At 67.6% G+C, this 13779-nt stretch carries 13 protein-coding genes; 5 read left to right on the top strand and 8 right to left on the bottom strand.

Features of this window, described 5'->3' with window-relative positions; genetic code table 11:
• Nucleotides 1–6: 6 nt before the first annotated feature.
• The 8 genes from FBY28_RS26125 to FBY28_RS24845 all read right to left on the bottom strand — a co-directional run bounded on the left by FBY28_RS26125 (nt 7) and on the right by FBY28_RS24845 (nt 8539).
• Nucleotides 7–1701 carry a family 16 glycosylhydrolase gene (locus tag FBY28_RS26125; RefSeq protein WP_216847936.1) on the bottom strand — a complete coding sequence of 565 codons (1695 nt, stop codon included), beginning with the start codon at nt 1699–1701 and terminating at the stop codon, nt 7–9.
• A gap of 546 nt (nt 1702–2247) precedes the next feature.
• Nucleotides 2248–2595 carry a metal-sulfur cluster assembly factor gene (locus FBY28_RS24875; RefSeq protein WP_141869821.1) on the bottom strand — a complete coding sequence of 116 codons (348 nt, stop codon included), beginning with the start codon at nt 2593–2595 and terminating at the stop codon, nt 2248–2250.
• Nucleotides 2592–3047, bottom strand: coding sequence for a Fe-S cluster assembly sulfur transfer protein SufU (gene sufU / locus FBY28_RS24870; RefSeq protein ID WP_174241900.1), 456 nt, complete (start codon nt 3045–3047; stop codon nt 2592–2594). Before sufU ends, FBY28_RS24875 begins: the two co-directional genes overlap by 4 nt.
• 10 nt (nt 3048–3057) lie before the next feature.
• The gene (locus FBY28_RS24865) at nt 3058–4326 is read right to left on the bottom strand and encodes a cysteine desulfurase (protein ID WP_141869819.1); all 1269 of its coding nucleotides are present in this window, start codon (nt 4324–4326) and stop codon (nt 3058–3060) included.
• Nucleotides 4327–4341: 15 nt separating this feature from the next.
• The gene (sufC, locus tag FBY28_RS24860) at nt 4342–5106 is read right to left on the bottom strand and encodes a Fe-S cluster assembly ATPase SufC (protein ID WP_141869818.1); all 765 of its coding nucleotides are present in this window, start codon (nt 5104–5106) and stop codon (nt 4342–4344) included.
• Between the two features lies 1 nt (nt 5107).
• On the bottom strand, nt 5108–6307 hold the full coding sequence (gene sufD / locus FBY28_RS24855; RefSeq protein WP_141869817.1) for a Fe-S cluster assembly protein SufD: 1200 nt from the start codon (nt 6305–6307) through the stop codon (nt 5108–5110).
• A 31-nt stretch (nt 6308–6338) separates the two neighbouring features.
• Nucleotides 6339–7745 carry a Fe-S cluster assembly protein SufB gene (sufB, locus tag FBY28_RS24850; RefSeq protein ID WP_524912049.1) on the bottom strand — a complete coding sequence of 469 codons (1407 nt, stop codon included), beginning with the start codon at nt 7743–7745 and terminating at the stop codon, nt 6339–6341.
• Nucleotides 7746–7765: 20 nt separating this feature from the next.
• Nucleotides 7766–8539 (bottom strand): helix-turn-helix transcriptional regulator, encoded by a 774-nt coding sequence (locus FBY28_RS24845; RefSeq protein WP_286178466.1) that lies wholly within the window; start codon nt 8537–8539, stop codon nt 7766–7768.
• Between the two features lie 90 nt (nt 8540–8629).
• Here FBY28_RS24845 and mptB point away from each other — a divergent pair, with 90 nt between their 5' ends.
• The 5 genes from mptB to FBY28_RS24820 all read left to right on the top strand — a co-directional run bounded on the left by mptB (nt 8630) and on the right by FBY28_RS24820 (nt 13725).
• Complete coding sequence (gene mptB / locus FBY28_RS24840; RefSeq protein ID WP_141869814.1) at nt 8630–10282, top strand: polyprenol phosphomannose-dependent alpha 1,6 mannosyltransferase MptB; 1653 nt, start codon at nt 8630–8632, stop codon at nt 10280–10282.
• Nucleotides 10279–11217 carry an ABC transporter ATP-binding protein gene (locus tag FBY28_RS24835; RefSeq protein WP_141869813.1) on the top strand — a complete coding sequence of 313 codons (939 nt, stop codon included), beginning with the start codon at nt 10279–10281 and terminating at the stop codon, nt 11215–11217. The genes mptB and FBY28_RS24835 overlap by 4 nt, the downstream gene beginning before the upstream one ends.
• Nucleotides 11214–11990, top strand: coding sequence for an ABC transporter permease (locus FBY28_RS24830; RefSeq protein ID WP_141869812.1), 777 nt, complete (start codon nt 11214–11216; stop codon nt 11988–11990). The genes FBY28_RS24835 and FBY28_RS24830 overlap by 4 nt, the downstream gene beginning before the upstream one ends.
• A 5-nt stretch (nt 11991–11995) precedes the next feature.
• The gene (locus FBY28_RS24825; RefSeq protein WP_141869811.1) at nt 11996–12670 is read left to right on the top strand and encodes a DUF429 domain-containing protein; all 675 of its coding nucleotides are present in this window, start codon (nt 11996–11998) and stop codon (nt 12668–12670) included.
• Nucleotides 12671–12753: 83 nt separating this feature from the next.
• A complete protein-coding gene (locus FBY28_RS24820; RefSeq protein ID WP_141869810.1) occupies nt 12754–13725 on the top strand; it encodes a COX15/CtaA family protein in 972 nt (323 codons plus the stop codon).
• Nucleotides 13726–13779: the final 54 nt, after the last annotated feature.

Below are 13779 nucleotides of genomic sequence, written 5' to 3'. Positions count from 1 at the left end.
CTGCCATCAGGTTGCGACCCCGTCGAGTGAGTAGACGCGCACCCAATCCACCTTCATCTGCTGTTCGGGGAATGCCGCCGCCGGATCCGGATCACCGGTCCACGGATTGCCCACCGCCACGTTCATGATCAGGTAGTGCGGCCAGGCGCCGGAGAACGGCGTCCAGTCACCGCCCATCGCCTCGTACTCGGCCTTGGTCACCTGACCGGTCTGCACACCGTCGACATGCCAGACGATGCGGTCTTCGTACCAGTCGATGCCGTACTCGTGGAACCCCGCGGACAGGTCGGTGCCGATATCGGCGCCCACATCGTGCAGTTTGACGTCGACGGTGTTGTCACCGGCCGCGGGTCCGTGGATGTTGCCGGTCCACTGTGTCCTGCCGTCGGCGGAGCCGAAGCCCGGATACTCCGCGATGTCCACCTCACCTTGACGCGGCCAGTCGAACTCGTGGCCGGGTTCCAGACCGACCATCCAGAAAGCAGGCAGCAGACCCTCGGCATACGGCATCTGGATGCGGGCCACGATCCTGCTGTTGGGCATGACGGACTGGTTTCCGTAGGACACCACCCGCGCGGACGTGTAATCATGTGGGGCTGCCGCATTGTCCGGGGTGGCCTCGCGGCGCACGCTGATGACCAGGTAGCCGTTCTCGTCGACGGTGACATTGGAGAAATCCGGTGTGTAGTACTGGTTCTCACCGGCCGACTGACCCCACCGGCCGCTCTGCAGCGACCACGACTGCATCGCCTCGTCCAACGAGGTGAAATTCGTCTCCCACAACAACACCGGATCGGAGGTGCCTGCCGAGGGATTGCCCGGCGCGGTGTCGGGGGGCACCACCACCGGGTTGGCCGACGGTCCGAGGAAGAGCGTGCGGACCTGCGACCACGCGCGCTGGATCAGCGCGGTGACCTCGGTACGGATGTGATCGAGCACCTGCATCACCGGACCGAGGCCAAGGCGTGCCATCACCTCATGCACCATAGAGCCGAGCGCGGCGGGTTCGGCAGCCTCGGCCGAGGCGGTCGCCTTCAACGAACCGCTCTGCGCGACAGCTGGTTCCGATGAGCCCCGATCCTCGTCGACCGACGGGGACCGGTCGCTCTGTTCGTCGCCGCCGGGACGGCCGGCGGCATGGTCGTCGTCGCGACCGGTCTGCCCACGCCGGATGTCGGACTCCGAGCGTCGTCGGTCGTAGGGTTTGTCGGGCCACTCCTCGACGATCACCGCACCAGGTTCGGCCACCGTATCGCTCACCGGAGCCGCTGTCGGCGAATCGGTTTCGATCCCGCCCCCGGATCCGACCGCGATATCGGCGACCGCGACGGTCCGCGGCCGGCCGAACTCCGCCATCGAGTCGGATTCGTCGCCGCGGGTGGACGCCTCGCGCCGCGCCGGGGATCGCATGGTCTCGCTCAGCCGGGACGGACTGCGCTGCCCGCGAGTACCGGTCGGCCCTGTCGAGTAAGCATCCGAGTCAGCATGCGAGTCGGCATCGCCCGAGAGCCGACCGGCCGAGCCGGATTCGGCCTGCGACGAGTCGCGTCCGGCGTCGGTCCTCGGCGCCGACGTAGCCGGCGCGGACGGGTCACCGGCCGAGCCAGCAGCACTGGCGCTGCTGGTGGTCGACCCTTCGTCGGCCGTCGCGTCGGCCATCCCCTGCCCGGAGGCGATCGCAGCGGCCAGACCGGCGGTCATCATCCCCGCTCCGAGCCATAGCCGACGTTCACACCGCTTGCGGGCCTCATCAACCGTGGGCATATCAGTCGTGGCCATATCAGTCGTGGGCATAGACGCTGTCCTCCTTCACCGAACGTAAAGGCGGGAGGGCGTGACATCGGCGGGCACCGCGGCGGCATACCACCATCTGCCGATCATGCCCAGCGCAAAATCAAATCGTCACACAGCAGACCGCTACCAGTGCGCCGAACCAGATACGCCGGTCGCCGCACTGAAACTCGTTTTGCCACCAAATGTTTGAACGTGCCTGCGGCGGCGGACCGTCGCATGCCGAACAATAACCGACACGACACGGCCATATGGCGGAATGCGGGAGCGAAATTGCGGCACCCGGGACCCGAATTGGCCCGTGACACCGAACGTCTCGTCGCCAGCGCGGGGTTCAGTTAACGACGATGGCGGACACCCGTCGGGATGGTCGTGCTGTTTCGGCGACAAAACTGGTACGGGCGTACCGTTCCGACTGTTTGCTGGCCGACTCGCGCCGACCTCGCGCACAACGGGTCAGACGGTGAAGCCGAGCGCGCGCAACTGCTCGCGGCCGTCGTCGGTGATCTTGTCCGGCCCCCACGGCGGATTCCACACCCAGTTGATCTTGATCTCATCGACCAGACCGGGGCCCACGAGCGCGTTACGGGACTGATCCTCGATGACATCGGTCAGCGGACATGCCGCCGATGTCAGCGTCATATCGATCAGCGCGACGGTGCCGGCCTCACCATCCTCGACGTTCAGGCCGTAGACCAGCCCGAGGTCCACCACATTGATCCCCAGTTCGGGATCGACGACGTCACGCATCGCCTCTTCCAGATCGGCGAGAAACTCGTCGTTACCGGTCTTGGGTTCACTCATCGCTTGTCCTCAACGTCCTCATGGCTGGCCTCGGCCAGCGCAGCTTTGAAAGCGGTCCACCCCAGCAGCGCGCACTTCACCCGCGCCGGATACTTGGCCACACCGGCGAAGGCGATACCGTCGCCGATCACATCCTCGTCACCGGCGATGTTGCCACGCGAGGAGATCATCTCGGTGAACGCGGCGACGGTCTTGAGGGCATCCCCGACGGTCTGGCCGATCACCTGATCGGTGAGCACCGAGGTGGCAGCCTGGCTGATCGAGCAGCCCTGACCGTCGTAGGACACGTCGATCACTGTGTCCGAATCACCCGAGAGCCGCACCCGCAGCGTCACCTCGTCACCGCAGGTCGGGTTGACGTGGTGCACCTCGGCATCGAACGGATCCCGCAGCCCGCGGTGGTGCGGGTGTTTGTAGTGGTCCAGGATCACTTCCTGGTACATCTGTTCCATTCTCACGCGATCACCGCCCGAAGAACTCGACCGCGCGCCGGACCCCGGCCACCAGCCGGTCCACCTCGTCGGTGGTGTTGTACACCGCGAACGAGGCACGCGCGGTGGCGCTGATGCCGAACCGGCGATGCAGGGGCGCGGCACAGTGGTGACCGACCCGCACGGCCACTCCGTCGTCGTCGAGTACCTGGCCGACATCGTGGGCGTGGATCCCGTCGACGACGAAGCTGACCGGGGATCCGCGATGTTCGGTACCCGCCGGGCCGATGATGCGCACACCCGGCACGGTGGCCAGGCCGGCCAGCGCGGCGGCGACCAACTCGTTCTCGTGCGCCTGCACGTTCGCCATACCGATCGCCGTCAGATACCGCGCCGCCGCAGCCAATCCGACAACCTGCGAGGTCATCGGCGTGCCCGCCTCGAATCGCTGTGGCGCCGCGGCGTAGGTGGCCTTCTCCATGGTGACGGTTTCGATCATCGAACCGCCGGTCAGGAATGGCGGCAGCTGGTTCAACAGCTCGCGCCTGCCGTACAGGGCTCCGATCCCGGTGGGGCCCAACATCTTGTGCCCGGAGAAGGCCGCGAAATCCACGTCGAGGGCATGGAAGTCCACCGGCTGATGCGGCACCGACTGGCACGCGTCCAACACGGTCAGCGCACCCACCGCCTTGGCCCGCGCCACCAATTCGGCGACCGGAGCCACCGCGCCGGTGACGTTCGAGTGATGGGTGAAGGCAACCACTTTCACCCGTTCGTCGAGCTGGAGGCTGTCCAGATCGATCCGGCCGTCCGCGGTGATGGCATACCACTTCAGCGTCGCCCCGGTACGCGCCGCCAGCTCCTGCCAGGGGATCAGATTGGCGTGGTGCTCGAGCTCGGTGGTGACGATGACGTCACCGGGCCCGACCGCGTTCGCGAAGCGCCGGTCCCCCAACGTGTGGGCGACCAGATTGATGGCCTCGGTGGCGTTCTTGGTGAACACCAGCTCATCGTCATCGGCACCGACGAACGCCGCAATATCGGCTCGACCCTGCTCGTAGGCATCGGTCGACTCCTCCATCAGCTGATGGGCACCGCGGTGCACCGCGCCGTTAGAGGTGGTCAGGAAGGTGCGTTCGGCATCGAGTACCTGCAGCGGCTTCTGCGAGGTCGCACCGGAGTCCAGATAGGCCAGCTGACACCCGCCGCGCATCACCCGGCTCAGGATGGGGAAGTCGGCCCGGATGCGGGCGATCCCCTCCGGATCCAGTGCTGCGGAACGGATGTCGGACAGCGTCATCTGGAGAACTCCTTCCTAGGCTGTCGCGGTGTGGGTGAAGCGCACGTAGCCGTTGGTCTCGAGTTCGTCGGCCAGTTCCGGCCCGCCGGACTCGATGATGCGGCCACCGACGAACACGTGGACGAACTGCGGCTGGATATAACGCAGGATCCGGGTGTAGTGCGTGATCAGCAGCACGCCGCCGTTCTCGGCTTCCTTGTACCGGTTCACCCCCTCGCTGACGACGCGCAGGGCGTCGACGTCCAGACCTGAGTCGGTCTCGTCGAGGATGGCGATCTTCGGCTTGAGCAGGCCGAGCTGCAGGATCTCATGGCGCTTCTTCTCGCCGCCGGAGAAGCCCTCGTTGACGCTGCGCTCACCGAACGCGGCATCGATCTCCAGATCCGCCATCGCGCCCTTGACCTCTTTGACCCAGTGCCGCAGCTTCGGGGCCTCGCCACGGACCGCGGTCGCGGCGGTGCGCAGGAAGTTCGACATCGACACGCCGGGCACCTCGACGGGGTACTGCATCGCCAGGAACAGTCCGGCGCGGGCGCGTTCGTCGATCGACATCTCCAGCACGTCCTGTCCGTCCAGGGTGATCGACCCGGAGGTGACGGTGTACTTGGGATGCCCGGCGATGGCGTAGGACAGCGTGGACTTGCCGGATCCGTTGGGGCCCATCACGGCGTGGGTCTCCCCCGAATTCACGGTCAGGTTCACGCCCTTGAGGATCGGGACTTCGTCGTTCTCGGCGGTGAAGACCGATGCGTGCAGGTCCTTGATTTCCAGGGTGGTCATATCAGTTGGTTCCCGATTCAGTAGTGGCCAGCTCTTTCTCGATGGCTTCGGTGAGGCGCTCGCGTACGGCGGGCACGGCGATCTTGGCGATGATCTCGTTGAAGAAGCCGCGCACCACCAGGCGGCGGGCCTGCTCTTCGGGGATGCCGCGGGCGCGCAGGTAGAACAGCTGCTCGTCGTCGAATCGCCCGGTGGCACTGGCGTGTCCGGCACCGGCGATCTCACCGGTCTCGATCTCGAGGTTGGGCACCGAATCGGCGCGGGCACCGTCGGTGAGCACCAGGTTGCGGTTGATCTCGAAGGTGTCGGTGCCGGTGGCCTCGGCGCGGATCAGGACGTCACCGACCCATACCGTGTGCGCGTCGGGCTTGCGGGACTCCGGATCTCCCTGCAGTGCACCCTTGTACAGCACATCGGACTTGCAGTTGGGGTACGCGTGGTCGACCAGCAGGCGCGACTCGAAGAACTGCCCGTCGTCGGCGAAGTAGGTGCCCAGCAGTTTCACGTCGCCGCCGGGAGCGGTGAACCGCACGGTGGCCGCGGTCCGTACCACATCACCACCGAGGGTGACGTTGACATGGTTCAGGGTCGCATCCTTGCCGAGCTTGGCGTGATGCGCACTGACGTGGACGGTGTCATCGGCCCAGTCGGCGATCCAGATGACCCCGAGCGTGGCCGCGTCACCGACGATCAGTTCGACGTTGTCGGCGTAGACACCGCTGCCGCGCAGGTCGACGACGACGGTGGCGCGGGCCAGTTCCTCGACCCGGATCTGCAGATGCCCGTAGGCCACGGTGTCCACACCGGGACCGTCGATGGTGATCTCGATGGGCTCGGCCACCTCGGCGGCCCGGCCGACCGTCACGATCGTCGCTTGACTGAACGCCGAGTACGCCTGTGCGGCAACGCGATCGGCGGGCACACCGCCCTTGCCGAGACGCTCGTCGTCACGCGCGACGGTCTCGACCGTCACACCGGGACGCTCGCTGACCTCGATAAGCGCCGAGCCGGTCGCCGGGGCCGAGCCGTCGTGCAGGCCGCGAAGCCGCTTGAGCGGGGTGAACCGCCACACCTCGTCGCGCCCGGCGGGCACCTCGAAGGCGTTGACGTCGAACGACGCGAACTGCTCTCCCTTGTTGAGGTTGAGCACCGAACCGCTCTTGGCCGTGCCCTCCACTGCCTGGGTGATACCTGAACTCACTTAATTCTCTTCCCGTCGCTTCGCTCGCCCACTAACCGACCGCGCCTTCCATCTGCAGTTCGATCAGCCGGTTGAGCTCCAGGGCGTACTCCATGGGCAGCTCCTTGGCGATCGGTTCGACGAAACCGCGCACCACCATGGCCATCGCCTCGTCCTCGGTCAGGCCGCGGCTCATCAGGTAGAACAGCTGATCCTCGCTGACCTTGGAGACCGTCGCCTCGTGGCCCATCGTGACATCGTCCTCGCGGATGTCGACATAGGGGTAGGTGTCGGATCGGCTGATCGTATCGACCAGCAACGCATCGCATTTCACGCTGGACTTCGAGCCGTGCGCACCCTTGTTGACCTGGACGAGACCGCGGTAGGAGGCGCGCCCACCACCGCGCGCAACCGACTTGGACACGATGTTGCTCGATGTGTTGGGAGCCAGGTGCAGCATCTTGGCGCCGGTGTCCTGGTGCTGGCCCTCGCCGGCGAAGGCGACAGAGAGCACCTCGCCCTTGGCGTGCTCACCGGTCATCCAGACCGCCGGGTACTTCATGGTGACCTTGGACCCGATGTTGCCGTCGACCCACTCCATGGTGGCGCCGGCCTCGGCGCGGGCGCGCTTGGTCACCAGGTTGTAGACGTTGTTCGACCAGTTCTGGATGGTCGTGTACCGCACCCGCGCATTGGGTTTGCAGATGATCTCCACCACCGCCGAATGCAGCGAATCGCTCTTGTAGATCGGCGCCGTGCAGCCCTCGACGTAGTGCACATAGGAGCCCTCGTCGGCGATGATCAGGGTGCGCTCGAACTGGCCCATGTTCTCGGTGTTGATCCGGAAGTAGGCCTGCAGCGGGATGTCGACGTGCACGCCCGGCGGGACATAGATGAACGAACCGCCCGACCACACCGCGGTGTTCAGCGCGGAGAACTTGTTGTCACCGGCCGGGATCACGGTGCCGAAATATTTCCGGAACAGCTCGGGATGCTCACGCAGCCCCGAGTCGGTGTCCAGGAAGATGACGCCCTGGGCCTCGAGATCCTCGCGGATCGAGTGGTAGACGACCTCGGACTCGTACTGGGCGGCGACACCGGAGACCAGCCGCTGCTTCTCCGCCTCCGGGATGCCCAGCTTGTCGTAGGTGTTCTTGATATCGGCGGGCAGGTCGTCCCAGGTGGCGGCCTGCTTCTCGCTGGAGCGCACGAAGTACTTGATGTTGTCGAAGTAGATGCCGTCCAGGTCCGAACCCCAGTTGGGCATCGGCTTCTTGTCGAAGGTCCGCAGCGCCTTCAACCGGATGTCGAGCATCCATTCCGGCTCGTTCTTCTTGGCCGAGATGTCGCGGACCACCGCCTCGGACAGACCGCGCTGGGCACTGGCGCCGGCAACGTCGGAATCCGACCAGCCGTAACCGTAATTGCCCAGGGAGGCAATGGTTTCCTCCTGGGTCAATGGTGTCTCGGGGGTGAGGGTCATCGCGACACTCCTTGTGTGGTGGTGGAATCGGCGCGGGCTGCGTGCCGATCGTCGGTGGGCTCGCCGGCGGCGGCCGGAGTCGAGCTCAGTGGAACGTGCGTGGTGCAGGCGAAGTCACCGTTGCTGATGGTGGCCAGCCGCTGGACATGGGTGCCCAGGATCTCCGCGAAGGCCTCTTGCTCGGCCTCACACAGCTCCGGAAACTCCTCGGCGACATGCGATACCGGGCAGTGATGCTGGCAGAGCTGCACGCCGGGCAACGGCCCGGCCACCGGCGCCGTGGACGTCGCGTAACCGGCCTCGGTCAGCGCGGCGGCGACCTCGTTGGCGGTCTGCTCGACATCACCGGTCACGACGGCATCGTCGATCCCGGCGAGCAGATCGTCGATCCGGCGGCGCGCGAACGTGCGCACGGCGTCATCGCCCCCGATCTCCCGTAGCTGGCGCATGGCCGCCGCGGCGAGGTCGTCGTAGGCGTGGGTGAGCTTTCCGCGGCCCGCGGCGGTGAGCCGATACCGCTTGGCCGGCCTGCCCCGACCGTTGTGCTGCCAGGCCGCCGGTGCACTGGCCTCGGCGTCACCGGCCTCGATGAGCGCGTCGAGGTGCCGACGGATGCCGGCCGCCGAGATGCCCAGCCGCGTCCCGATATCCCCCGCGGTGACCGGCCCTTCCAGCAGCAGCTGGACGATGGCTCCGCGGGTATGCCCATCGGTGGAGACCGAAGACAGCGCGCCGCCAGTGGCGACGGAAGTCTCCTGACGTAATTTCACAACACCATTGTGACGGAATTCGATCAGCGGTTCCACCAAGGTAACCCTTACCCGGACAGGCCGCTTGCCGGCGGCCGTTACGCTGCTCGAATGACCGCCCTCGGGTCCTTCAGTTCCGCGGTCGCCCGTTGGCATGCCGACGAGCGAGCCGTCGGTTCGCCGCTGAACAATGCCGAGGTCGTCTCGCTGCGCCGGACCAGGGTTTTCGGCGCGACCGGGACGGTGCTGATGGCCATCGGCGCGCTCGGCGCGGGTGCTCGGCCCGTCGTCCAGGACCCGACGTTCGGCGTGCGACTGCTCAACCTGCCGTCGCGCATCCAGACCGTATCGCTGACGATGACGACGACCGGCGCGGTGATGATGGCGTTGGCGTGGCTGATGCTGGGGCGTTTCGCGCTCGGACCGCACAAGATGTCCCGCAGCCAGCTCGACCGCACCCTGGTGCTGTGGCTGCTGCCCCTGCTGTTCGCCCCGCCGATGTACAGCAAGGACGTCTACTCCTATCTGGCGCAGAGTCAGATAGCCCGGATCGGGCTGGACCCCTACCAGGTCGGCCCGGCTCCCGGGCTCGGGCTCGACCATGTCTTCACCCTCTCGGTGCCCAGCCTGTGGCGCGAGACCCCGGCCCCCTACGGCCCGCTGTTCCTGTGGATCGGTGAGGGCATCTCGGTGCTCACCGGGGACAACATCGTCGCTGCGGTGCTGTGCCACCGGCTGGTGGTGCTCGTCGGCGTCGGCCTGATCGTCTGGGCCACCCCGCGACTGGCCCGACGCTGCGGCGTCGCCGAGGTCAGCGCGCTCTGGCTGGGCCCGTGCAACCCGTTGTTGTTCATGCACCTGGTCGCGGGCATCCACAACGAGGCGCTGATGCTCGGCCTGATGCTGGCCGGCACCGAGTTCGCGCTGCGCGGTATCGACGGGGTGCGTGAAAACAGTTGGCGGCTGCCACCGCACGCCGCGGCGATGCTCGCCACGGGCACCGTGCTCATCACGATGTCCTCCCAGGTGAAACTGCCCGCCCTGCTGGCGATGGGCTTCGTGGTGATGGCCCTGGCCTGGCACTGGGGTGGCACCGTGAAAGCGTTCCTCGCCGCCAGCTTCTCGCTGGGCGCGCTGTCCCTGACCGTGATGGCGATCATCGGTTGGGCCAGTGGTCTCGGCTTCGGCTGGGTGTTCACCCTCGGCACGGCAAACGTCGTCCGATCCTGGATGTCCCCGCCGACGCTGATCGCCCTGGGCACCGGCCAGGTCGGCATCCTGCTGGGCCTCGGCGACCACACGACATCTGTGCTCGGACTTACCCGCGGTATCGGTGTGATCATCATCGCGGTCCTGGTGAGCTGGTTGTTGTTGGCCGTGCTGCGCGGTCGTTTGCATCCGGTCGGCGGCCTCGGCGTCGCGCTGGGCGCCAGCGTGTTGTTGTTCCCGGTGGTGCAGCCCTGGTATCTGCTGTGGGCGATCATCCCGCTGGCCACCTGGGCCACCCGACCGGGATTCCGCGGGTCGGCGATCGGTATCACGCTGGTGGTGGGCATCTTCGGGCCGACCGCCAACGGTGACCGGTTCGCGCTGTTCCAGATTCTGGATGCCACGCTGGCCAGCGCGGTGATCGTGCTGATCATCATCGCCATCACCTACCGGCATCTGCCGTGGCGCGCACTGGGGCCGCCGGGCCCCGACGACCCGCGACCCGGACCAGAGCCACCGGCTGCCAGACCCGACGCCTACGCTGAATCTCCGTGACCACCGGTTCTGACGCTGTCGTACGCCTGCTCGGGGTGACCAAACGCTACGGACCGGCCTCGGCTCCCGCCGCCGTCGACAATCTCGATCTGGAGGTGCGCCGGGCCGAGGTGTTCGCCCTCCTCGGACCCAACGGCGCCGGTAAGACCACGACCGTGGAGATGTGTGAGGGATTCCTGCGCCCGGATTCCGGTCGCATCGAGATCCTCGGCCTTGACCCGGCGGCGGACAACGCCCGGTTGCGCGAGCGGATCGGGGTCATGTTGCAGGGCGGCGGCGGCTACCCGGCCGCCCGCGCCGGCGAGATGCTGAACCTGGTGGCCTCCTATGCCGCCGATCCCCTCGACCCGCAGTGGCTGCTCGAGACCCTCGGTCTCACCGATGCCGCCCGCACCACCTACCGCAGGCTCTCCGGCGGCCAGCAGCAGCGCCTGGCGCTGGCCTGCGCCGTCGTGGGGCGGCCCGAGCTGGTGTTCCTCGACGAGCCGACCGCGGGCATGGACGCCCACGCCCGCATCGTGGTGTGGGAACTGATCGACGCGCTGCGCCGCGACGGCGTCACCGTCGTGCTGACCACCCACCATCTGAGCGAGGCCGAGGAGTTGGCCGACCGGCTGGTCATCATCGATCACGGCCGCACCGTCGCCGCGGGTACCCCGGCGGAGCTGATGCGCAGCGGTGCCGAGAACCAGTTGCGCTTCACCGCGCCGCCGCGGCTCGACCTGTCGTTGCTCGTCTCGGCGCTGCCGGAGAACTACCGGGCCGGTGAGACCACCGCCGGTGAGTACCTGGTGGAAGGACGGATCGATCCGCAGGTGCTCGCCACCGTCACCGCATGGTGCGCCCGGGTGAACGTGCTGGCCACCGACATGCGGGTGGAGCAACGCAGCCTGGAGGATGTCTTCCTCGATCTGACCGGCCGGGAGCTGAGATGAGCACGAATCGTTTTGCCGCCGGGACCTTCTCCCCCGATCCCCGGCCCGCCGCTGTCGGTGCGATGTTGCGAGCCCAGTTCGGTCTTGAGCTCAAACTGCTGCTGCGCAACGGCGAACAGCTGCTGCTCACCATGTTCATCCCGATCACCCTGCTGGTCGGCCTCACCCTGCTGCCGCTCGGCGAGTTCGGGGACAACCGGGCGGCGACCTTCACGCCGGCCATCATGGCGCTGGCGGTCATCTCCACGGCGTTCACCGGCCAGGCCATCGCCGTCGCGTTCGACCGCCGGTACGGGGCGCTCAAGCGGCTGGGTGCCACCGCCCTGCCGGTATGGGGGGTGATCGCAGGCAAGTCCCTTGCCGTCGTCACCGTGGTCTTCCTGCAGTCGATCCTGTTGGGCGGCATCGGTATCGCGCTGGGCTGGCGGCCACCGGTCGCGGCGTTGGCGTTGGGCGCGGTGGTGATCGCGCTGGGTACGGCGACGTTCGCCGCGCTCGGTCTACTGCTGGGTGGCACGCTGCGCGCGGAGATCGTGCTGGCGCTGGCGAACCTGCTGTGGTTCGTCTTCGCCGGTCTCGGGGCGCTGACCCTCGACGGCGGCCCGGTTCCGGCGGCATTGCGCTGGGTCGCCCGGCTCACCCCGTCCGGAGCGCTGACCGAGGCGCTGACGCAGGCGATGACGCTGTCGGTGGATTGGTTCGGGGTCGCCGTGCTGGCCGGTTGGGGCGTGCTGTCGGCGCTGGCGGCGCTGCGCTGGTTCCGGTTCACCTGACGGCGGTGATCACCCTCGGTGTCGACGGCTGGAAGGGCGGCTGGGTCGGCATCGAATTGCGCGACGGACGTTATCGCGCGGCACATGTCGACCCGCGCCTGGCCGCGCTCGTCGCGGCGGTGCCCGATGCCCGGGTGGTCGGCGTGGACATTCCGCTCGGTCTGCTCGACGACGCGGTACGAACCTCCGATCGGGCCGCTCAGCGCCGACTGGGTGCGCGATCGTCGAGCCTGTTCCTGATGCCGCCGCGGCCGGTGTTCGACGCCCCCGATCACGCGGCCGCCTGCGTGACGGCCAGGGAACTCACCGGGTCCGGGATCAGCATCCAGACCTGGGGTCTGCGGCAGAAGTTCCTCGAAGCCGAGGCGCTGCACGCCGATTCCGCGCTGCCGCTGTTCGAGGTGCATCCCGAGCTGTCCTTCCGCCAGATGGGCCTGACGACCGACGACGGTAAGAAGAAGAGCTGGCGCGGCCAGCGGGCCCGGTTACGCGTGCTGGCCGGGCACGGGATAGATATCCCCGAGGATCTCGGCGCCGCGGCGGCAGTGCCCGCCGATGACGTGCTCGATGCGGCCGCCGCCGCGTGGAGCGCACACCGCATCGCGACGGGGGCGGCGTTCAGCCTCCCGGACCCGCCGCAGGTCGATGCGCTTGGCCGGCGCCTGGCGATCTGGTGTTGAGCGGGTCGCCGCTTCTACTACGCCGCCCCTACTACGCCGCCCCTACTACATCGCGTAGTTAGCGCTGCTCTACCATCGGATCCGTGGCTGTCGGACGACTCTTCCTGCGACTCGTCGACATGCTGCCGATGCCCAGCCTGCGGACCCAGCGCATCGTGGCCTTCCTGGTCATCCTGACCCAGGGCGGAATCGCCGTCACCGGTGCCATCGTGCGCGTCACGGCATCGGGTCTGGGCTGCCCGACCTGGCCGCAGTGCTTCCCCGGAAGTTTCACCCCGGTGCCACATCCCGAGGTACCCGGCATCCACCAGGCGGTGGAGTTCGGCAACCGGATGCTGACCTTCCTGGTGGTGCTCACCGCGGCGGCCGCGGTCATCGCCGTGACCCGCGCCCGGCGCCGCCGTGAGGTCCTCCTCTATGCGTGGCTGATGCCGGCCTCCACGGTCCTGCAGGCCGTCATCGGCGGTATCACCGTGCTCACCGGTCTGCTGTGGTGGACCGTCGCGATCCACCTGCTGGTGTCGATGGCGATGGTCTGGCTGGCGGTGTTGTTGTTCGCCAAGATCGGCGAACCCGATGACGGCACCCCGGCCGCGGTGGTGCCCAGACCGCTGCGGCAGTTGACGGCACTGAGCGGGTTGGCGCTCTCGGCGGTCCTGGTGACCGGAACGATGGTCACCGGCGCGGGCCCGCACGCCGGCGACAAGAGTCCCGAGCGGCCGGTCCCCCGCCTCGAGGTGGAGATCACCACGCTGGTGCACATGCACTCCACCCTGCTGATCGGTTATCTGTCGCTGGTGGTGGCGCTGGGCTTTGCCCTGCTGGCCGTCCGCGCCCCACGGCCGGTGCGGATCCGGCTGGTCGCGGTCGTCGTGCTGGTGATCGCCCAAGGCGCACTCGGCGCCGTGCAATTCTTCACCGGTGTCCCCGAGGCCCTCGTCGCGCTGCACGTGGCCGGGGCGGGAGCCTGTACGGCCGCCACGGCCGCGCTGTGGGCGTCGATGCGGGAGCGGCGCACGACCCCGGCGCCGGAGCCCGTCGCCACCGCTGCCTGATCCGCCTCGGATCAGCGATGGTGTGTGATTGATTCACATCTTTCACATAGACTT

Origin of the sequence: Arthrobacter sp. SLBN-53 (genome assembly GCF_006715585.1) — a bacterium.
Taxonomy (GTDB): Bacteria; Actinomycetota; Actinomycetes; order Mycobacteriales; family Mycobacteriaceae; genus Mycobacterium; species Mycobacterium neoaurum_A.
This window is presented reverse-complemented; position numbering and strand designations above follow the sequence as displayed.